Origin of the sequence: Bacillus massiliigorillae (assembly GCF_000380245.2) — a bacterium.
Taxonomy (GTDB): Bacteria; Bacillota; Bacilli; order Bacillales; family DSM-1321; genus Bacillus_AD; species Bacillus_AD massiliigorillae.
On sequence record NZ_HG428746.1, the window covers coordinates 1 to 20,865 of the forward strand.

Sequence of the window (20,865 nt, forward strand, 5' to 3'; positions counted from 1 at the left end):
TAAAAGTTTTGTTTCTATCTAGTAGAAACTTATTTTAGAATTAACGTTGACGTGTTGTCTTGTTTAGTTTTCAAAGAACAATTTAATTGGAGCGGGTGAAGAGAATCGAACTCTCATCATCAGCTTGGAAGGCTGAGGTTTTACCACTAAACTACACCCGCATATTATATAAACTGGAGAATGGTCGGGAAGACAGGATTTGAACCTGCGACCCCTTGGTCCCAAACCAAGTGCTCTACCAAGCTGAGCTACTCCCCGGTTTTTGTTTTATAAATATAATGGCGCGCCCGAAAGGAGTCGAACCCATAACCTTCTGATCCGTAGTCAGACGCTCTATCCAATTGAGCTACGGGCGCATGTTGTTTTTTTCTAAGATGTCATTTGGTGCGGCCGAGAGGACTTGAACCTCCACAGGGTTTCCCCCACTAGGCCCTCAACCTAGCGCGTCTGCCATTCCGCCACGACCGCAAAGTCGTAAGTGACAAAACTTATTATACCAGCATAACTTTTCAGTGTCAACTGTTTTTTTATTTTTTCTTGAGTGCGGGTGAAGGGACTTGAACCCCCACGCCGTAAGGCGCCAGATCCTAAGTCTGGTGCGTCTGCCAATTCCGCCACACCCGCGAATAAAAAATGGTGAGCCATGAAGGATTCGAACCTTCGACCCTCTGATTAAAAGTCAGATGCTCTACCGACTGAGCTAATGGCTCTCTAGATGGCTGGGCTAGAAGGATTCGAACCTTCGCATGACGGAATCAAAATCCGTTGCCTTACCGCTTGGCTATAGCCCATCATTTAAATGTTATATCAGTATAGCTTCGAAGAATAAAACTTAACCTCTTCCAGAAGCAACTCATTTATACTACCATATACCAATCTGCAAAAGCAAGCTTTTTTTGAAAAAGTTTTTTTAGCTGATTTCAATATATGTGATAAGTTAGAGAATGGGAAGCGACCAATCGCCTCCCATTCTCTATAGTGATGACCCGTACGGGATTCGAACCCGTGTTACCGCCGTGAAAGGGCGGTGTCTTAACCGCTTGACCAACGGGCCATATTGTCTGGCGGAGAAGGAGGGATTTGAACCCTCGCGCCGGTTACCCGACCTACACCCTTAGCAGGGGCGCCTCTTCAGCCTCTTGAGTACTTCCCCAAGACATAAAAATGGCTCCGCAGGTAGGATTCGAACCTACGACCGCTCGGTTAACAGCCGAGTGCTCTACCACTGAGCTACTGCGGAACAATAGATAAAGTTGTAAATACATTTGTAATTGTTTATTAGTTAATTACCGTATCGACTCTTCAAATTATAATTACATTTCTTCCTAATGTCAACAAGTTAGTTAAAAAAATTATATTTCCTATTTAAATCTCTTTCATCCCCTTTTGTTTAAGGGCTCCTCTGCATTTTCCGCATACATATTTAGTAAGATTTATATTTCTTTTTCTTATATATTGGGTACAACACGAAGTACATTGGAAGTAATAAATTCTCTTACTACTTCTTTTCTTCTTCTTTGATGGTAGCGGTGTACAGAATCTTGGCGCTCCTACTTTTTTTAATAGTTGCTTGAAATCAGTATCTTGATGTTTATATCCTCTGTTTTCAAGATGAAGATGGTAATGACACAATTCATGTTTAATAATTCCTACTAACTCATCTAAACCGTATTGTTCATAATAGGTATAATTGATTTCAATATTGTGGCTCCCAAGCATGTATCGTCCGCCAGTTGTACGAAGACGCTTATTAAAAAACGCTATATGCTGGAATGGCTTATGAAAGTATTTTAATGACAATTCTTCCGTCAGCCTTTGCAATTGTTCATCATTCACATCAATCCACCTCTTTCTATGAAACATGACAAACCATTATAACATACAATGATAAACACCTATGAATTTCAGGAGGTAATAGAATGCCTAGATGGTTACAAAAACAACTCCAAAAAGCTTTCTTAACTAAAGACTCCTATCAAGTACACTTACTCAATCAATGCTGGTACTTCTACAGAAAGACTAATAAGAATCTATAATCAAAAAAGGCGTCAGAGAATTGATAGTAAATCACTTCTCTGACAGCCCCTTTCTTCCATTCTATTTATTCGGTGGTAACATCGTTAAGGCTACTCGCTGTTTCTTTGCATCTACAGAGTCCACCCAAACAGTGACAACATCACCAACTGAAACGATATCTAATGGATGCTTTACAAAGTTCTTGCTCAATTTAGATATATGAACTAAGCCATCTTGCTTCACACCAATATCAACAAATGCACCAAAATCGACAACATTACGAACCGTTCCTTGCAACTCCATACCCTCTGATAAGTCTTCCATCTTCAAAACATCTTGTTTCAATAACGGTGCAGCTAACTCATCACGAGGATCTCTTCCCGGTTTCATTAATGAATCTACAATATCCTTTAATGTAATTTCACCAATATTCAATTCACTAGCTAATGTTGGATAATCAATTTTCTCTAGCTCTTCCTGCAAAGGTTTAGTTCCAATATCTTTTGTACTAAATCCTAATTTCGTCAGTAAACTTAATACATCTTCATAATTTTCCGGATGTATTGCAGTGCTGTCCAATGGTTCTGTTCCATTTGGAATACGTAAGAAACCAATACACTGTTCATATGTTTTTGCACCAAGACGTGGAATTTTCTTTAGTTGTTTTCTTGTTAGGAATGCTCCCTCTTCTTCTCTTTTCTTCACAATATTATTTGCTACAGATTTAGATAAGCCTGCAACATATTGTAATAAAGAAGAGGATGCTGTATTCACATTCACCCCTACTTGGTTAACAGCTGTTTCCACAACAAACGCTAAAGACTCATTTAATTTTTTCTGAGAAACATCATGCTGATACTGCCCAACACCTACTGACTTCGGATCAATCTTCACTAGTTCAGCTAGTGGATCTTGCAATCTTCTAGCAATAGATACAGCACTTCTTTCTTCAACGTGAAGATCAGGAAATTCCTCTCTCGCTAAATCAGAAGCAGAATATACACTCGCTCCCGCTTCATTAACGATAATATACGAAATATTCCCTTTCGTTTCTTTCAATAAATCAGCAATGAACTGTTCTGTTTCACGAGAAGCTGTTCCGTTCCCAATCGCAACTAATTCTACTTTATAGCTATCAATTATAGAAAGAACTTTCTTCTTCGCTTCCTCCTTCTTAGCCGCTGGAGGATGAGGATAGATTACAGCAATTTGCTCCATCTTTCCTGTTTCATCTACTACCGCAAGCTTACAACCAGTTCGATACGCAGGATCGACACCTAACACAACTTTACCTTTTAGCGGTGGTTGCAGGAGCAAATTCTTTAAGTTCTCTGCAAAAATATGAATTGCTCGATCTTCCGCCTTCTCCGTTAATTCATTGCGAATTTCTCTTTCTATTGATGGCTGAATAAGTCGCTTATAAGCATCTTCGATTGCTTCTTTCACAATGTTTTCAACAGCTGAGTGAGCTACCTTAATTACTTGACGCTCCATATATGTATGAATTTTTTCAGAATCAACTTTAACTGAAACGCGAAGAATCTCTTCTTTCTCACCACGATTAACAGCTAACACTCGATGCGGAACGATTTTCTGAATCGGTTCTTCATAATCATAATAGTTCTCAAAAACATTTTTCTCGTCTTTTTCTTCATCTTTACTGACAGAATGGATTGTTCCCATTTTAAATGTTGTTGTTCGAATCCATTGTCTTAAAGCGGCATCATCCGAAATACTTTCAGCTATGATATCCTTAGCACCATTAATCGCCTCTTCTACAGAAGTAACTTCCTTCTCTTCATCTATAAATGTCGCAGCCTTTTCTTCCACTGAAACATTTTTAAGGAAAGTCAGAATCCATTCCGCTAATGGCTCTAATCCTTTTTCTTTTGCAACAGTTGCTTTCGTGCGTCGTTTTTGCTTAAATGGACGGTATAAATCTTCCACTGTTTGCAACTTATCTGCCTTAGTAATAGCAGCTTGTAATTCTTCTGTTAGCTTTCCTTGCTCTTCAATAATACGAAGCACTTCTTCTTTTCTTTTATGTAAATTCTCAAGATAATTCCAACGATTCATTACATCTCGAATTTGTACTTCATCCATGCTTCCTGTCATTTCTTTACGATATCTCGCGATAAACGGCACAGTATTTCCTTCTTCTAGAAGCTGGATTACTTGTTGAACTGATTTAACGCCGACTTGTAATTCTCGAGCTATCACTGCACTTACATCCACTTTTTTCATTTCTGTAATAGTCAATGTTAATCCTCCAAATAGATAGTCTACTTTTATTTTACCAAACTGATTTATACTCTCCTAATCTCTATAACAATTTCGTTTATATACATATAAATCCCTTTATATTTTTTAAGAACATACGAGATGTTTTAATAGAAAAAAGCCTACCTCTATTGAAGTAAGCTTCCCATAATTAAAGTAACGTCATCTGATTTAGCACCATTCTGATTCCATATTTCTTCTATAATTAAAGAAAGAGCTACTTCTTTCTTCATATAAGATGTCGTTCCCTTTAACTCTAAACCATCTGAAAAAAACATAAATCTCGATAAAGGTTCGTACGAGTAAGTATGTTTATGAAATTTGTTCAGTCTCCCGCAAAGATAACCATTAGTTGGTAGTGGATAAATCAGTTTCTGGGAAATGGGTTTATACAGAAAAAAACGAATATTCCCAACGGATATGTATTGAAATTGACGTTCTTTAAAAATCACTTTAAAAATAGCAACAGCTGCTCCTCTTTTCTTAACTAGCGCCTCATTACACTTCGCTAATAAGTCTTCAATAGCAAGTTGATGATTCGATTCCACGATTTCTGTGATAGCAGTAGAAGATTCATATGCAAATTCTCCACTACCAAGCCCATCAGCTAATACGCAAATGAAATATTCTTCTGTAGTGGTATAGAAATATGCGTCACCACAATAATGATTATTTCCTTTTGCTATTTGTTTCACGATCAACTCCACTTTATCGTTCATCATTTCACAACGCATTAAACAAACTCCGATGTACTTTCAGCATGAATGGCTTCTCGCAACTTCTTAATGGCTCTTCTTTGTAATCTAGAGACATGCATTTGAGAAATATTTAACAATTCGCCAGCTTCTTTCTGACTTAAATTATCAAGATATGTATACTTAATAATCATTTTTTCTCGATCTGTTAATACATGCAGTACTTTTTCTAAAACAAGGCGTTGATTTACCTTCTCGTATCCATCGTCAACATTTCCGAAAATATCTAATAATGTAACCGTTCCGCCATCTGAATCTGCTTCTATCGTATGATCAACGGATAAAGCTTGGTAGCTTTTCCCCATCTCCATCGCTTCAAGCACTTCTTCTTCAGATACAGAAATGTAAGTAGCTATTTCATCAACACGAGGTGAGCGCCCAAGGTCTGTCGTTAACTCTTCCACAGCTTTTTTAATTTTCGGGCCTAATTCCTTTATTCTACGAGGAACATGTACACTCCATGTTTTGTCTCGTAAGAATCGTTTAATTTCTCCGATAATCGTAGGTACAGCGAAAGCTTCAAAACTTTTACCATACGTTTCATCATAACGACGTATTGCTCCTAACAAACCAATCATTCCTACTTGATATATATCTTCCTGAAACGATCTCCCTTTAGCATACTTTCGGGCTATAGTTTGGACTAAGCCTTTATAATGCATAACTAAATGCTTTTGAGCTTCCTCATCTTGGTGTAACTGATAAGCCTTAATCCAAGCATTTATTTGATTTCTCATTTCTTGATTAGGTTGAGATTGTTTCTGCATCATCCTCCACCTGCTCTCTCTCTAGAAACTTAGTCATAAATACAGTTACGCCCTGATTCTGATGAATACTAACCTTATCCATTAAAGTTTCAATCAAATATAGACCTAATCCACCCTCTCTTAAAAATTCCACTTCATGATGCTCTTCGTAAGGGCCTAGATCTTGCCTTATTTGCTCCAAATCACAACTATTCCCATGATCTGCAACCATCATTTCCAAACGGTCATGATACAAACCAAATCCAATTAGAACTTCTCCTCTGTCTGAATCAGTATAAGCATGTTGAACCGAATTTGTACAAGCTTCACTAACTGCAACCTTTAAGTCTTCAATATCCTCATACAAAAATCCCATCCTACTAGCAATTCCAGAAAGCGTTAATCGTACAATTCCAATATATTCAGGCTTAGCAGGTACTTTCATTTCAACATAATCATAGCCTTGCTTCATAATATTCCACCCTTTGTATCGCTTGTAATATCAATGATTTCAGTAAGCCCAGTTATATCAAATAAACGTTTTAATCTTGCAGATAAACCAACTAGTTTGAACTTCCCATTATTTGCACGAACTTGTTTAAAGATTCCCACAAACAATCCAAGCCCAGTGCTATCCATATAAGATACATCTGATAAATCCACTAAAATAGATACTTGTTGTCGACCCGCTACTTGTTCTAATGTTTCTTTCAGCTCTGGTGCTGTATAAGCATCAATCTCACCCTTAATGAACACTTCTACATTTTGCTTCATATCATTTACATCGATTTTAAAATTCATTCCCTAATCCACCTCATTAAATAACCTTCCTTTACCCAAACCTAAATATTGTAAACATCATAGCTATAGTAAAAAGACTGGTTATTGTACTTTTTTCAAAATTATCAAGGTAAAATCATCTCTCAATTTAAAATGCTGCAACTTTTCTAGATGTTTGTAGACATTCAGGACAATCTCATTTGGATGAAAATGAATATTTTGCTGGATTAAATTAATTAAATATTCTTTTTCAATAAAACCATTCTCATTTCGACATTCCGTTACACCATCTGACATAAGAATAATCATATCCCCAATATTCACTTGTTGTTCGTACTGCTTATATGTTGTATCCTTATTAACTCCTAAAAGCAATCCTTTCGCATAAAGCTCTTCAAAACTGTTCGTGTCCGCATGGTAGTACAATCCTGGTTCATGACCAGCCGAAGCGTAAGAGAAAATCGACGTCTTCGGATTGTACATTCCATAAAACATCGTAATAAACATGCTTGTATCCACATTTCGCTCCACAACCATATTAAGTGCTTGAAGAACATGGCTTGGTAGATGCTTTTGATCAGGAATACTATCCATGGCATATTTAATCATACTCATACATAAGGCCGCCGGTATACCTTTCCCAATTACATCCGCAATCGCAACACCAATATTACCTGTTTCATCTTGAAGAAATTGATAGAAATCACCATTCATATGTTTAGCTGGTATACTAATTGATCCAATTTCTAATTCTTCTAGCTCTGGTATCTTCGTTTCAAGTAACGTACTTTGTACATTTGCTGCAATTTCCATCTCTGAATTCAATTCTTGTTGGATATGACGTAAACTTTGTGTTTCTCGATAAGCAATTCCATATCCCATCATTACTTCTAACAAGAAATCCAGTGAATCTAATATCTCTGGCCGTGTCTCAGGAAATATATCGAGTAATGCTTTTTTATGCCAACTAATGATTTCTTCCGGAGAAATATTATGCTCAATGGTTTTTCTACTTAACAACTGCCCTTGATATAACTGCTGTTCCGTCTGTTCTTGAACATATTTCATCAATGCTTTTTTATAACCATTTTCTATTTGGCTAGAGTCATTCTCAATCATTTATTTCCCCTCCTTAGCGGAGCCATTTAGTTGCGCTAATGCTTGTACCTTTACCAGGTATAGAGTCAATATCAAAAGAATCCATTAACCTTTTAACACCCGGAAGCCCTGCTCCTAATCCCCCTGAAGTTGAATATCCATCTTCCATCACTTTTCGTATATCAAGAATACCTGGACCTTCATCACTCGCTTTTATTAATATCCCGATTTCACCATGTTCCTGTACTTTATCGATACAAATCATTCCTTGACCAGCATATAAATATATATTACGAGCAAGCTCACTGATTGCAGTTGTAATTCGAGCTTGATCTACAATTCCAAAACCCAATTCTTTAGCTACATTACGCCCTAATTGCCTGGCCGCTACAATATCCCATTCATTCATTATTTTGATATAGGATTGATCCATATATTCAATCCCCCAGTTCCAGTTGTAGTTTCTCTAAACCTTTTTCTAAATCTAATGCTGTGAATACATCATTTAATGTAATTCCTAATTCGATTAGCGTAATAGCAACAGCAGGCTGAATTCCTGTTAGTACTACTTTCGCCCCCATTAATTTAGACATACTAACAACATCTCCAAGTATTTTGGCAATAAATGAATCTATATAATCAATCGAAGTTAAATCAATTACTACACCACTTGCACTTGTTTCATGAATCTTCTTCAATAAATCTTCTTGAAACTGAAGAGCTGTTCCATCATCAAGCTCCCATTGTATAGATACTAAAAGGTAATCGTATAATTTTAATATTGGTATTCTCATACAATTCCCTCCGCATCTATATTTTCGATTTTGCGATTTGTTAGAACTAAAGCCTCTTCAATACCCCTTTTCAAGGTGTTTTTCGTAATGACTTCATTTAAATTTATTCCTAAATTAACAATCGTTTGTGCAATTTCTGGTCGAATCCCACAGAGTATACATGTTGCTCCTACTAGCCTTACTGCTTCTGCAGCTTGAATAATATGATGAGCGACCATTGTATCCACTAACGGAACACCTGTAATATCAATCAACACTACTTCTGACCGATGCTCTACAACACCATTCAACAAATTCTCCATGATTTGTCTAGCTCTTTCCGTATCAATCGTTCCAACAAGTGGCATTACAGTTATACCTTCTAACACAGGAATTAATGGAGCTGATAACTCTTGGAGTGCGATTTTTTGTAATAAAACCGTTTGTTCCCAAGATTGGGTATATGTATTAATGATTTCCGTTCCCATCGGACTCGACCATTTGTGGAAATTGTACAGAATTTCAGTTTGATTATTCTCACTAATAGCACCATCATGAATCATGCTATCAATGATAATAATATTAAATTTAGTCAAACCATCACTAACAAAGGAAAGTGGCCAACCGATTTGAATGGCTTTTTCTGTGAAACTATTTAGTTTCACCTTAAAACCTTCAGTTGTTTCTTTTTCTTTAGCGATAATCAAATCAAGAAATTCAGTACTCGTTTCCTTAAAAACTTGCTCAGAATAAAGATTTATTGATTGGAAATCTAAATCTTCACGAGCCAAATTCATCCATTTTACTAATATTTCGTCTTTATTTTCAATAATATACGTTACTACTAATTGATTCATAATACCCTCCTATTTTAACACACTTATAATTTCAAAATTATTCTGTCAAAAATTTGTTGTCGTTTTGTAACCACTAGAACATAATTTGATGTTTAAAACACATAACTTAACGATATTTAGTGGAAAATTGATGATATTGCACTAAAACTTTAGTACCTATGGTTTATTTATTGTAAAACAAAGAATTTTTCATGAACAAAATCGAAACTCTTTAATATTCCTAATCTTTTCATCAAATATGTTGCAACTACTCATCGTTTGCACACATATTCTTTTTTATTTTAGCAGAAACTTCACTATTTTTTTATTCCATAAAACGGCATTCTTGATGTTTTGCACACCTTTAAAAAAGGCATAAAAAAAAGACCTCTTCCTTAAGAAGAGACCTTTATAGTAAATATATAAGATTCAAAACTCTATTAGTCCCGTACTGATTTGCAAAGCATTATCTACTTTCTTCATCATATGCTCATCTAAATGAGTGATCTTATCAGTTAAGCGCTGCTTATCAATGGTCCGTATTTGTTCCATTAGAATGACAGAGTCTCGTTCGAATCCATACTTCTTGGCATCGATTTCGACATGCGTTGGAAGCTTAGCTTTTTGTATTTGAGCAGTAATGGCCGCTACAATCACAGTAGGGCTAAAGCGATTACCGATATCATTCTGAATAATCAACACAGGGCGGGTTCCACCTTGCTCGGAGCCTACCACAGGGGACAAGTCTGCATAGTATACGTCACCGCGCTTAACAACGATCACAGGATTACCCCCCGCTTACTAATCGTTCGACGCAGTGCTCAGCCTCGTACTCTGCTTGAAAGGCTTCAGAGGCAATGCTCAAATTAATCGTAGCCATTTCAATATAGCCACGTTTCATTTCATCACGAAGTTTTCTCTTTTTTCTTTCGTGAAGATACATTTTAGTTGCTCGATATAGAAGTTCGTTGCGATTAACGTTGTCCTCTTGCACACATCCATCGAGCTCAGTTAAGAGATTCTGTGGTAACTGAATTAATATTTCTCTAGTTACGCTGGGTTCAGACACAAGAATACACCTCCACCATCACTACACACCTAATACTATTTCACCCTTCATATTACCATTAATAAGGAAATTTGCAAAGGAATTATTGGCTTTTCCATAATATTATTATAGGCGCTACCACATCTTTTTTATGCGTGTTCACAAATATTTTTTATATTAAATCATTATGGACAGAACAGACTTGCCCAGCTTTCATGTATTTACGTGGGATTCTTCGCCCAAGAATACAAATCACTTCATAATTAATAGTTTCTAATTTTGCTGCTATTTCATCTACAGAAATGAGTTCTGTACCATCTACGCCTATAAGCGTTACTTCTGTTCCAACAGGATAAAATGAAGGCAATTTCACCATACATTGATCCATACATACACGCCCAACAATCGGCATTCGCTTACCATCAATTAACACTTCTTGCCCCTGCAACTTACGCAACCAACCATCTGCATAACCAATCGGTATTGTCGCAATCCATTCTTCTTCCTGAGCTTTATACGTCGCACCATAGCTGACTGTTTCATTCTTTTCAATTTGTTTAACATGTGAAATCTTTGTGTGTAAAGACAGAGCTTCCTTTAAAGGAAAAGGTAAGCATTCCTTTATTTCCATGGAAGGGCTTAGCCCATACATGGATATACCAAATCTAACAGCATTAAACCATGTATCTTCAAAGCGCAACGAAGCTGCACTATTCCCACTATGCACAAGTGATGGTCTTTCAGATAATGCACTAACCATCTCTGTAAACCTAGCGTATTGCTTTTGAAATAACGTATTATCCAATTCATCAGCCGTTGCAAAGTGCGTGAAAATTCCCGTTAAAGATAGTACACCTGAATTTTTAATGATTTCTTCCGCTTTTTTTACTTGCTCTGCGTTTCTAAATCCAAGTCTCCCCATTCCGGTATCACACTTAATATGGACGGATAGCTTTGCTCCTTCAGGTAGATGATTAATCGCACTCTCTAACCACTCATGTTGAAAAACCGTTACAGATATATTATGTTGTGCCGCAACCGCAGCATCAGATGATCGCACCACTCCAAGTACAAGAATCGGCGATTGGAACCCTGCTTGTCTTAACTGAATCGCTTCATCAAGTATTGCTACTACTAGAAAATCTGCACCAGCTTTCAATGCTGTTTCGGCCACCTCAATAACTCCATGACCATATCCATTCGCCTTTACAACAGCACCTAACTTAACATCATCGCGCAAGTATTGTCTCATACTATGCACATTATCATATATAGCATCGAGATTAATTTCTATCCAAGTATCTCTGTAAAATGCTGAAATCACTTATATAAACCTTCCTTCTTATCCGCATTCAAATCTATGTTCATTATTATATAGGAAAGTAGACTCTTTTTGTTTAATTAACAATGGAAAGATGAAGCAGGCCAAAATATGACCTGCTTACTTCCAAACTATTTCACTGGCGTTACTTGAACAGATTGTGCAATATCGATTAAATCTTCTTGAGATAAATTTTGAGAAGCAATTGTATAGTCCACACCTTCATATGTCCAAGAAATGCTCTTATCCGTTAAAGCACCAACTGTATAGCCTAAATCAACAGGGTTTCCAAGTATGCTTGTGGGTACAGTAGATGATTCGACCACTTCCGCTTTCTCCGCAATCAGCGTAAAGCTCTTATCACCTTCATATGTTAGAACATAACGCTTTCCATTCTCAGTGGCTACTTCCTTTTCATCAACAAGTTTAATACTTTCCGTATCAGCTGGATACTTCAGGCTAAACTCTTTACTCTTGGCATCTGCCATTACCGGAACCTCAAGCTGGGCACCTGTCATGTTCTTCTTCATATCGAAATCATCCTTATCAAAGGAAGGATTAAACGAAACCTTTGTGAATTGAACTGTTACTAATACATTTCGATCCGGATCCATCACCTTAACACTAACTGGCGCTAGATTTTTTTTGTCCAAAGTAATTTCTTGTGATGGTAACATTTTGCTGTTTTGATATCTTGTTTTCGTTTCAAACACATACTCTTTTTCATTCGCTTTAAAGCTTGAGTCTTTATCTTCTACAATATCTTTTACAATACTTTCATATAAATACGCTTGGCTGCTGTTTTTTGGCCATTCACTTTGAAAGTGAAAGCTTTTATTCAATGCAGGTGTTAAAACAAATACACCTTCTTTATTACGCAAAATCATTTGACTTTGCTCTTTCTTCTCATTTTTCAATTTCACACGATAAAAATCAGGGTTCTTATACCAAATTTCCACATCATATACCTGCGGTTCATCACCCATTTTAAGCGTCATTTTTGCATTTGCACTATAACTCTTCATCTGCTCCATTTTTTTATTTAATGATTGAACAACATCATCCTTCGACTTCTGTCCACAAGCAGATAAAGCTAGTAACAACATAATTCCCACCATGATTAGCAATAATTTTCTCATCTTTTCAACCCCTTCTTTTATTTACACAAAAAAGGGAGACAAAGAGGCTTAAATTAGGCATGGATTTATTCATATCAATATGCATTGTATAAATGTAATATAAGAACGATAAAAGTATATATTCAACAAGTAACCTTTTCCTCCAAGTTCCCTTTACCGGACCTTGTCTCACCTATAGCACTACAAGTATATGTAAGGTATCCCTTGAATATGTCCAAGTCATGACAAGCTTTTTTTGGCTAAGAGGGAGCAAAAGAATTTACGCTTCTATAATAACTTGGGCCGCAGCGAAGGCTTGGCTATGAGTAATAGATACATGTACACCTTCTGAAATCGGCTTAGTTATACAAGGTTTTCCCTTATCATCATAAGACGTTTCGATATCTAGAAAACTCAACCCTTCTCCTATACCAGTACCAACCGCTTTCGAAAACGCTTCTTTTACTGCAAAGCGACCAGCAAGGTATTCAATACGACGTCCACTTTTCAATGATTCATATCGTTTTTGTTCATCATCCGTCAAAATCCGTTTTACGAACTTTGGTTGCTTTTCTACTAATTGACGCACTCGATCTATTTCAATAATATCTAAACCAATTCCCTTAATCATGCTTTCCACCTTCTAAAAAAACTTTTTTTGAATATACTGTTAATATCATAACTGAATTGTTAATGGAGTTGAAATTATGTTCGCCCGAAGAGAAACCTTTAATCAATTTATTCAAATGTATCCTGTTATTTCTATCATCATTGCCATTAACACCCTACTTTTTTTAGCTATTCATATACCTTTCTTTCCACAGAACACAATCATAAACCAATTAATCGGTTTCAATCTATACATAAAAGAAGGACAACTATGGAGACTCGTTACACCGATTTTCCTCCATAGTGCCCTTACTCACTTTATATTTAACAATTTTGCTCTACTTATATTTGGTCCTGCTATCGAAAGTATGCTACGGCCATTCCGCTTTATCCTTTTCTATTTACTTTGTGGAATTGGCGCTAACATTGTTACGTATCTTATTAAACCGCTTAATTATTCACATCTTGGCGCAAGTGGCGTTATCTTTGGATTATTAGGTTTTTATCTTTACATCGTTTTCTTCAAAACACAGTTACTAACAAAACAAGATTCACAAATGATTAAAGCAATCTCAGCAATTGCCATAATCATGTCTTTCTTACAACCTAATGTAAATATAATCGCTCATTTCAGTGGCTGTTTAATTGGTTTCATTTTAGCGAAATTCTTCATCAAAAAAACCTATTATACTTTCCTTTGAAACCAATTTCGAATATGCAGTAAATCTTCTTCAGATATATCTAATACCCTACCTCTGCTAGGACCTAACCCAGTTTTACTGTAAACAGATAATGTTCCTAGCTTTCTTCTTTTTTGGAATAGGCTTTGTCGAGTTTTCATCGATTGTATTCTCTTCTTACGCACAATATAAGTTTGTTTTGAAAACGCTCTGTACGTTAATGTTAATTGCTGATTCTTTAAATTCCAACCAGCCTCTCTATATGATAAATAACCCCAAAGCAAACCAACAATTAGCAATACCATTGAGCCAAAACCCAAAGGTCTGAAGAAATATATAAGGATTGCTATAATTGGCACCCACCAATAACATTCTCGAATCATGTATCTTCTCAATGCTCTTTTTGGTACAGCCTTCATAGTAACATCTACGGCATAATCATCCGTGACCTTTTCTAGAAATGAAGCTAAGTGACGTTTCTTAATAAGCGGAAACAACATTACTTTAGCATTTTCACTATCAGACACTGAACCTGATGCAGTTTCAACATAGACCGTTGCATAGCCTAACGGCTGGCGTATCAGATTTTCCACCACTCGAATAGCTTGTATTTTATTAGACGAAATCGTAAATTGTCGTCGTTCAAGCAAGCCTCTTGTAATGACAATTTCATTACTTGATTTCTTTACTGTAAAGTAAGCGTATTTCAGTATAATACCAATTGTAGCGATAAGGTAAGCTAACGATAATACAATAATAACAATTAGCACAATAAATAACCACGACGCTACTGTTACCATTGCCTCAAGCTTCGAATACACTTTATCAAATTCGATAAATTGTACAAACTGACTGAACAATGCCAATGCACCCGAGAACACAATCCCCACACCACCAGATGTCGCTCCCATAACGAACAGTTCTTTAAATGACATTTGGAATAATATTTTTTCTTCTTTTACAATAGGAGTCGACTCGTCAGTTGTCACATCTGCATCTTGATTACTAACTTCTATTTTCCCTCTCTTTGCTTCATCTAATATAGACTGAAACAACTCCGCTTCATGCTTAGGTATAGCTGTTAATACCGCTTCAGCTTGTTGCTTTGCTGAACCAGCAGTATCAATTGTTACTTTCACTAAAGAAAAAAGCCTTTGCAATATCCCTTCCGTTACATCAATACTTTGTATTCTTTCTAGTCGAATATAACGTTTCTTTTTAATAAAAATACCTTGATCAATTCGAATTTCACCATCTTCAATCCGATAAGTAAACTTAAACCAAGCAAGTGTACCGTACACAATACTCCCTACTAAATAAATACCTAAAAATATCAATTCGTAGTAATCCGATGATCTGCTACCTTGAAATAATAAAACAGCTATTAAAGGTAGTATTGTATCTTTGACAATTTTTAAAGCGTTTAAAACAATAGCGATAGGATGTAAGCGTTTTGCCTCAAACATCATCTTTCACCGTTCGAATCATTTCTACGATAAATGCCCGTAGACGTTCCGCCTCATCATAATCTAAAGCTGGAATTTCATGAACTGTCGCCGCTGTTGAAATTTCTACCGAAGCCAAATTATTTTTACGCATTAACGGACCCTGCTGGGTATCAACATGCTGAACACGAACCATCGGTACTAACGTTCGCGTAATAATAAATAAGCCTTTTTGAATTTCAATCTCTTCATCTCGTACTTCATATCGCCACCATTTCCATCGTAAAGATGGAATCAAGAATACTAATAACAAGAATAGAATAACGAACATACCCCATGAACCGTACACAAGCCATAACGGTCCATCAAAAATGTAACGAATAATAGTAACAGCTATAGCGATAATAAGCATACAAGCTGATACAATTAACCCTGTTTGCCTCCATACTTTCAACGCCCTAAGTGAAATCCTATTTTGAAGTTCCATATCCTCTCTACCTTTCTCCCCACCAATATGTTTAATCTTCTATTTTATACGGATATACAAGGAAAAAGTTTCTATTCATTTTTCAACATAGCTCAAAGCTCGCTTCATTTAACCACCTAACATTCTTAGACAAGCGAATATCCTTCATAAGCTGAAACAAGGCTTCGTCTTTTAATTTTGCCTCAATCATGACGTCTATTTGAGGAACTGTCCCTTGAACAGCACTCACAAACTCCCAAAACATGTCTAAATCAATTAAATCTGCATGAGCACGAAATTCCTTGTTGCTTTTTGGAGATGAGATATGCATTTTCAATGGCAGTTTACTTTGCTGCCAAGTAGCAATAGTTCGTTGCCAATTCACTTGAAAATCATTACCTTCTTCTCGATTAGCCAAATGATGGTGATAGTCAAAGACTAATGGAATCCCTAATTTTTCACACACATATAAAGTATCGCTCCATGTAAAAGTGGTATCGTCATTTTCAAGCATAACCATCCTTTGAATATGATGTGGGACAAGTGCCCAATTATGAATAAACTGCTCTAAAGCTAATTCTTTATCTTGATAACTTCCTCCTACATGCATAACGCAACGGTGATCGATTGCAATCCCCATTCCCTTCAATAACATATAATGCATTTGCAGTGTTTTTATCGAAACCGAAAATACATCCTTATCTTTCGTGTTCAATAAGACGAAATGATCCGGATGAAAATCAATTCGCAAATCTGGATAAGTCTTTATAAACTCTTTCAACTCTGCTAAAGATGTACGAAGTGGCTTGATATAGTCCCAATCCAATAACTCTGGATGGTTCGCTAAGGGAATCAACTTAGAGCTCAATCGAAAAAAGCTAATGTGATGCGCAACGTTATGACGCAAAAGCCGCAAACAATTATGTAGATTATTTTGAGCAATCCGCTCAAGCTTTCTTATGGCAGCTTCTCTATCAGCTAACTTCGAGAACTGAGTATAGGTCATCGTTTTTGATGGAGATGCATTTTTCACATGAACACTCATTGCCACATATCCAAATCGAAATACAGTCATAAATACGACCTCCTTTTACCCCTATTGTTCTCTAACTTAACCCTTTACACACAATAAAAAAAGGTTGCCCTATTATTAGAGCAACCTTTCTTCAACCGTATATTAGTTAGAACGCTCAGAACGTTCTCTTCTTCCATTACCACCATTGCTACGACGATCGCCGTTATAGCTACGGTTACGGTCACGATCATTACGACGTTTTCCACCTTGATCTTTACGGTTATAAGCACGTCCATTACGTTGTTTAGAACCACTGTTAAATTTACGATCTTTCTTAGATGCAACCGGTGCTTCACCAGTTAATTTAATTGGTGTATTATCGGGCTCTTTCGTCATTAGTTTTAACGCTGTTGCAACTAAGCTTTGTGCATCATGCTTTTCTAATAACTCAGCAGCTGTTGATAAATAAATTGTTAAATCTTCATTTTCAAGTGTATTAACAATTTTCTCTGTTACTGCTTTTTGTTGTCCTTCAATAGCTTGTGTGATTGTTGGAACTTGAAGACGATCCATACGTTTCTTCGTTGTTTTTTCAATTAAATATAATTGATTTCTTTCTCTGTAAGTTACGAATGAAATCGCAACACCTGTTTTTCCAGCACGACCTGTACGTCCAATACGGTGAACATAGCTTTCAGGGTCTTGTGGAATATCGAAGTTGTAAACATGTGTTACACCAGAAATATCTAATCCACGAGCTGCTACGTCTGTTGCAACTAGTACATCAATACTTCCATCTTTAAATTTCTTCAATACAGAAAGACGCTTCGCTTGGCTTAAATCACCATGAATTCCTTCTGCTGTGTAACCACGTAGGTTTAAAGCAGTTGATAATTCATCAACACGACGCTTCGTACGACCGAATACAATCGCTAATTCTGGTGTTTGAATATCAAGTAAACGAGTAAGTGCATCGAACTTTTCGTTTTCTTTCAATTCAACATAATATTGTTGAATACGATCAACTGTCATTTCTTTTGCTTTTACTTTAACGTGGTGTGGATCTTCCATGAAACGTTCAGCAATTTTGCGGATTGGTTCTGGCATTGTAGCAGAGAATAGTAATGTTTGGTGTTCTTCAGGAACAGTTGAAAGAATAGACTCGATATCTTCAATAAAGCCCATGTTTAACATTTCATCCGCTTCATCAAGAACAACTGTTTCAACGTTACCTAATTTAAGAGTCTTACGGTTGATGTGGTCTAATAAACGACCTGGTGTACCTACGATGATATGTGGCTTCTTCTTAAGTGCACGAATTTGACGTTCAATATCTTGCCCGCCATATACAGCTAGTACGCGTACACGTTTACCATAACCTAATTTAAATAGTTCTTCAGATACTTGAATCGCTAACTCACGAGTTGGTGCGATTACGATACCTTGAACATGCTCAGCGCTTGTATCGATTTTTTCCATTAAAGGAATACCGAAAGCAGCTGTTTTACCAGTACCTGTTTGTGCTTGACCGATAATATCTTTACCTTCAAGTGCTACAGGAATTGTTTGTGCTTGAATTGGCGTTGCCTCTTCAAACCCCATTTTTTCTACAGAACGCATTGTGGACTTTTGCAGTCCTAATTCACTAAACAAAGTCAATTTTTCCTAACTCCTTTTTATCGAGAAATAACTTAATATATCTCAAGAAAAACCGTCACCAGTCTCACGTTCATTAAGAAAACGAAGAAAACACGCAATTAAGCGGTATGCTGAAGTGTCTTAACACTAGCACCCACAGCATAAGACGATTCTCAAGGAACTGTTAGTCCAGCAGAGAAATGACTTATATCCTTAGCGTGTTAGGTGAAAAATTAGACATAGAATATACTGGTTTTTACGCATTAACACTTAACAAAGTAATTTTTTTCGTAACTATTAAAAAAACCAAAATTGGCCTAAAATTTTCTCAAAATATACCTAAGTTTAAAACTTATTCATTATACAGTAACATAATCATTTTTATGTTAAATAATAATTATACTACTTTTATCAAAAGATGTCCTACAGAACATAATAACACCTATTGACTTTTTATGCAATGAAGCTACCATATCAACTCTAAACTATTTTTCCTTGAGTAAAAACTGTTGGATAATATGGAATAGCGTTTCATTATGAGGGCTGTGACATATTAAATGCTTCGCTTCCTCATCAATGTATACAACTTTGTAATCTGAAGCTAGTTTCCTGTAAAGAAACCCTGCCGTTTTCGGAGGCACAATACCGTCTCTTCTCCCTTGAGCAATGAATACTGGAATTGTAATATCTTTAAACACTTTAGCATTTGCTGCTACCAATGTACGAAATTGTCCTGTAGCATGAAGCGGCGTCTGCTTTATTTTCGTGGTGTATCGTTTATACAACTCATTATCTTTTATGTTTCCACGAAACGAGTCTTTTATTACATCCTTAATATCTAATGAAAGTTGCTTTGCACTGATATATTTTGCTGCTGCACTCAATAATACTAATTTTTTTACAGGGTATTTCTTTGCCAAATTACAAGCTATGATTCCCCCCATCGAAAATCCAACAACAAAGATTTCTTCACAACGTTCGAATAGCTGTTGCAATGCATCTTCCGCACACGCGATCCACTCCATATATTGGATAGAAGATAAGTCACCATTCTCTCCATGACCAGGTAATGTCGGAACAACAATTTCCCAATTAGTATGAAATCGAAAATACTCCGCTAAAGGTTCTACCTCAAAAGGTGCTCCGGTAAAACCATGTATACATAAACAACCTATCTTCTTCATATCTGATCACCGCATAATAAGAATTTGGATAAGGCGAAGCTTTGATTGGTAACTACACACCCTACCATTCATTGTACACTTTCTTAAATGATTTATTGTACTAATCAAAACTCAAAACCCAAATCAAAAAAGCCTAGAATAATTCATTCCAGGCTTACAACACGCTTTATATAATACTTATAGCTGAAAAATGTTCAATCTCACATATCTTTAAGATGGATTCTACGTGTTCATTTAAACCCATCATTTCTACTGAATATTTCTGTGATAAAGGGTGGAGCCAATTAAGTAAAGACACGACACCCGTACTATCTATAAATCGGACCTTTGATAAATCCAAACATATTCTCACCACATTAAATGGTGGTTTAAAATCTTGTAAATCGCATTCTAATTCTGGTAAGTGTTCAAAATGGATATCATTTTCTACTGTAATGAACAAAGTTGAATCTTTCAACGTTACTTGAAGCATATGTGCGTGGCTCCCTTCAAATGATTGATTGATTGATTGTATAACTTTATCAATTGCCTCCAACTTCAGCAAAATTATTCATACGAATTTATAACAGAGCCTTTATATAAAGTCGGAAAAAAAACCTTTTTAAGAAGGTTTTTATTTTGAATATCATGCGATTCTTATAATGATTTTTGTTTTTGAACTTCACTTCTTATATGCCCTTTGATTTTCTCTAAAAATGGATGTTTAAACTGACATTGGTGTTCTAAGCGGTATAACTGACTCCAAATTGAATTAAAAATTGGACGTACTTCTGTAGAAACACTTTGTGACAGTGTTCTTTGAAGATGCATTAATCGAAATTTAATATAATTTCTTTCCCCTTGAGAGTTAGAAAATTCTCCCATATCAATTCCAACTACCCTTTCATTCGCCTCATTCAAAAGAATTTCAGCCATATCAACTTCACTAATAAATTCCTGCCCCTCGTACTTCAACATTTGATTCATAGTACACCTCAGTTTACTATTATATATTTTGTTTCTAGCTTTAAGACCGCATAGTATACCTCTAGATCAAATAATAGTGAACGATAAGAAT

At 36.1% G+C, this 20,865-nt stretch carries 24 protein-coding genes and 10 tRNA genes; 2 read left to right on the top strand and 32 right to left on the bottom strand.

The window, feature by feature from the left end:
* Window positions 1–87: 87 nt before the first annotated feature.
* From TX86_RS22815 to TX86_RS22865, 11 genes are all read right to left on the bottom strand, one after another.
* A tRNA-Gly gene (locus tag TX86_RS22815) sits at window positions 88–161 on the bottom strand.
* Window positions 162–181: 20 nt separating this feature from the next.
* A tRNA-Pro gene (locus tag TX86_RS22820) sits at window positions 182–258 on the bottom strand.
* 21 nt (window positions 259–279) lie between these two features.
* Window positions 280–356: transfer RNA gene (locus tag TX86_RS22825), tRNA-Arg, on the bottom strand.
* A 26-nt stretch (window positions 357–382) separates the two neighbouring features.
* Window positions 383–468, bottom strand: a tRNA-Leu gene (locus TX86_RS22830).
* Between the two features lie 74 nt (window positions 469–542).
* A tRNA-Leu gene (locus TX86_RS22835) sits at window positions 543–624 on the bottom strand.
* 10 nt (window positions 625–634) lie between these two features.
* Window positions 635–710, bottom strand: a tRNA-Lys gene (locus tag TX86_RS22840).
* A gap of 6 nt (window positions 711–716) precedes the next feature.
* Window positions 717–791, bottom strand: a tRNA-Gln gene (locus tag TX86_RS22845).
* A 191-nt stretch (window positions 792–982) separates the two neighbouring features.
* Window positions 983–1,054 (bottom strand) — tRNA-Glu (locus tag TX86_RS22850).
* A gap of 8 nt (window positions 1,055–1,062) precedes the next feature.
* A tRNA-Ser gene (locus tag TX86_RS22855) sits at window positions 1,063–1,153 on the bottom strand.
* A 12-nt stretch (window positions 1,154–1,165) separates the two neighbouring features.
* Window positions 1,166–1,240, bottom strand: a tRNA-Asn gene (locus tag TX86_RS22860).
* A 125-nt stretch (window positions 1,241–1,365) separates the two neighbouring features.
* Complete coding sequence (locus tag TX86_RS22865) at window positions 1,366–1,836, bottom strand: SprT family protein (protein ID WP_042352487.1); 471 nt, start codon at window positions 1,834–1,836, stop codon at window positions 1,366–1,368.
* Between the two features lie 83 nt (window positions 1,837–1,919).
* Here TX86_RS22865 and cmpA point away from each other — a divergent pair, with 83 nt between their 5' ends.
* Complete coding sequence (gene cmpA / locus TX86_RS26900) at window positions 1,920–2,036, top strand: cortex morphogenetic protein CmpA (RefSeq protein ID WP_154663219.1); 117 nt, start codon at window positions 1,920–1,922, stop codon at window positions 2,034–2,036.
* Between the two features lie 61 nt (window positions 2,037–2,097).
* Here cmpA and TX86_RS22870 read toward each other — a convergent pair whose 3' ends face one another.
* From TX86_RS22870 to acpS, 14 genes are all read right to left on the bottom strand, one after another.
* Window positions 2,098–4,260, bottom strand: coding sequence for a Tex family protein (locus TX86_RS22870; RefSeq protein ID WP_042352688.1), 2,163 nt, complete (start codon window positions 4,258–4,260; stop codon window positions 2,098–2,100).
* 164 nt (window positions 4,261–4,424) lie between these two features.
* A complete protein-coding gene (locus TX86_RS22875; protein ID WP_052343859.1) occupies window positions 4,425–5,030 on the bottom strand; it encodes a SpoIIE family protein phosphatase in 606 nt (201 codons plus the stop codon).
* Window positions 5,030–5,818 (bottom strand): RNA polymerase sigma factor SigB, encoded by a 789-nt coding sequence (gene sigB / locus TX86_RS22880; RefSeq protein WP_042352489.1) that lies wholly within the window; start codon window positions 5,816–5,818, stop codon window positions 5,030–5,032. The genes TX86_RS22875 and sigB overlap by 1 nt, the downstream gene beginning before the upstream one ends.
* The gene (gene rsbW / locus TX86_RS22885) at window positions 5,796–6,269 is read right to left on the bottom strand and encodes an anti-sigma B factor RsbW (protein ID WP_042352490.1); all 474 of its coding nucleotides are present in this window, start codon (window positions 6,267–6,269) and stop codon (window positions 5,796–5,798) included. The genes sigB and rsbW overlap by 23 nt, the downstream gene beginning before the upstream one ends.
* Window positions 6,266–6,598, bottom strand: coding sequence for an anti-sigma factor antagonist (locus TX86_RS22890; protein ID WP_042352491.1), 333 nt, complete (start codon window positions 6,596–6,598; stop codon window positions 6,266–6,268). The genes rsbW and TX86_RS22890 overlap by 4 nt, the downstream gene beginning before the upstream one ends.
* A gap of 81 nt (window positions 6,599–6,679) precedes the next feature.
* Window positions 6,680–7,696 carry a PP2C family protein-serine/threonine phosphatase gene (locus TX86_RS22895; RefSeq protein ID WP_042352493.1) on the bottom strand — a complete coding sequence of 339 codons (1,017 nt, stop codon included), beginning with the start codon at window positions 7,694–7,696 and terminating at the stop codon, window positions 6,680–6,682.
* A 13-nt stretch (window positions 7,697–7,709) separates the two neighbouring features.
* Window positions 7,710–8,108, bottom strand: coding sequence for an anti-sigma regulatory factor (locus TX86_RS22900; protein ID WP_042352494.1), 399 nt, complete (start codon window positions 8,106–8,108; stop codon window positions 7,710–7,712).
* Between the two features lie 4 nt (window positions 8,109–8,112).
* On the bottom strand, window positions 8,113–8,469 hold the full coding sequence (locus TX86_RS22905) for an STAS domain-containing protein (protein WP_042352495.1): 357 nt from the start codon (window positions 8,467–8,469) through the stop codon (window positions 8,113–8,115).
* Window positions 8,466–9,305: an RsbT co-antagonist protein RsbRA gene (gene rsbRA, locus TX86_RS22910; RefSeq protein WP_042352497.1), complete on the bottom strand. Its 840-nt coding sequence runs from the start codon at window positions 9,303–9,305 to the stop codon at window positions 8,466–8,468. Before rsbRA ends, TX86_RS22905 begins: the two co-directional genes overlap by 4 nt.
* Before the next feature lie 408 nt (window positions 9,306–9,713).
* Window positions 9,714–10,064, bottom strand: a complete 351-nt coding sequence (locus TX86_RS22915; RefSeq protein ID WP_042352691.1) for a type II toxin-antitoxin system PemK/MazF family toxin — start codon at window positions 10,062–10,064, stop codon at window positions 9,714–9,716.
* A 7-nt stretch (window positions 10,065–10,071) separates the two neighbouring features.
* Window positions 10,072–10,353 carry a CopG family ribbon-helix-helix protein gene (locus TX86_RS22920; protein ID WP_042352498.1) on the bottom strand — a complete coding sequence of 94 codons (282 nt, stop codon included), beginning with the start codon at window positions 10,351–10,353 and terminating at the stop codon, window positions 10,072–10,074.
* Window positions 10,354–10,504: 151 nt separating this feature from the next.
* Window positions 10,505–11,656, bottom strand: coding sequence for an alanine racemase (gene alr, locus TX86_RS22925; protein ID WP_042352499.1), 1,152 nt, complete (start codon window positions 11,654–11,656; stop codon window positions 10,505–10,507).
* Window positions 11,657–11,784: 128 nt separating this feature from the next.
* Window positions 11,785–12,792 (bottom strand): LolA family protein, encoded by a 1,008-nt coding sequence (locus TX86_RS22930; protein ID WP_042352501.1) that lies wholly within the window; start codon window positions 12,790–12,792, stop codon window positions 11,785–11,787.
* A 259-nt stretch (window positions 12,793–13,051) separates the two neighbouring features.
* The gene (acpS, locus tag TX86_RS22935) at window positions 13,052–13,402 is read right to left on the bottom strand and encodes a holo-ACP synthase (protein WP_042352502.1); all 351 of its coding nucleotides are present in this window, start codon (window positions 13,400–13,402) and stop codon (window positions 13,052–13,054) included.
* A 76-nt stretch (window positions 13,403–13,478) separates the two neighbouring features.
* Between acpS and TX86_RS22940 the strand changes: the two genes are divergently transcribed.
* Window positions 13,479–14,081 carry a rhomboid family intramembrane serine protease gene (locus TX86_RS22940; RefSeq protein ID WP_042352503.1) on the top strand — a complete coding sequence of 201 codons (603 nt, stop codon included), beginning with the start codon at window positions 13,479–13,481 and terminating at the stop codon, window positions 14,079–14,081.
* Here the strand turns inward: TX86_RS22940 and TX86_RS22945 are convergent.
* From TX86_RS22945 to TX86_RS22975, 7 genes are all read right to left on the bottom strand, one after another.
* Window positions 14,066–15,529 (bottom strand): PH domain-containing protein, encoded by a 1,464-nt coding sequence (locus TX86_RS22945; RefSeq protein WP_081707813.1) that lies wholly within the window; start codon window positions 15,527–15,529, stop codon window positions 14,066–14,068. The genes TX86_RS22940 and TX86_RS22945 overlap by 16 nt on opposite strands.
* On the bottom strand, window positions 15,519–15,992 hold the full coding sequence (locus TX86_RS22950; RefSeq protein WP_042352506.1) for a PH domain-containing protein: 474 nt from the start codon (window positions 15,990–15,992) through the stop codon (window positions 15,519–15,521). The genes TX86_RS22945 and TX86_RS22950 overlap by 11 nt, the downstream gene beginning before the upstream one ends.
* Window positions 15,993–16,074: 82 nt before the next feature.
* Complete coding sequence (gene uvsE, locus TX86_RS22955; protein ID WP_042352507.1) at window positions 16,075–17,046, bottom strand: UV DNA damage repair endonuclease UvsE; 972 nt, start codon at window positions 17,044–17,046, stop codon at window positions 16,075–16,077.
* A 102-nt stretch (window positions 17,047–17,148) separates the two neighbouring features.
* Window positions 17,149–18,645, bottom strand: a complete 1,497-nt coding sequence (gene cshA, locus TX86_RS22960; RefSeq protein ID WP_042352509.1) for a degradosome RNA helicase CshA — start codon at window positions 18,643–18,645, stop codon at window positions 17,149–17,151.
* Window positions 18,646–19,109: 464 nt separating this feature from the next.
* Window positions 19,110–19,808 carry an alpha/beta hydrolase gene (locus tag TX86_RS22965; RefSeq protein WP_042352510.1) on the bottom strand — a complete coding sequence of 233 codons (699 nt, stop codon included), beginning with the start codon at window positions 19,806–19,808 and terminating at the stop codon, window positions 19,110–19,112.
* A gap of 166 nt (window positions 19,809–19,974) precedes the next feature.
* Window positions 19,975–20,280, bottom strand: coding sequence for an STAS domain-containing protein (locus tag TX86_RS22970; RefSeq protein WP_042352511.1), 306 nt, complete (start codon window positions 20,278–20,280; stop codon window positions 19,975–19,977).
* A gap of 164 nt (window positions 20,281–20,444) precedes the next feature.
* Entirely contained in the window at window positions 20,445–20,774 is a 330-nt protein-coding gene (locus TX86_RS22975) for a hypothetical protein (RefSeq protein WP_042352513.1), read from the bottom strand.
* Window positions 20,775–20,865: the final 91 nt, after the last annotated feature.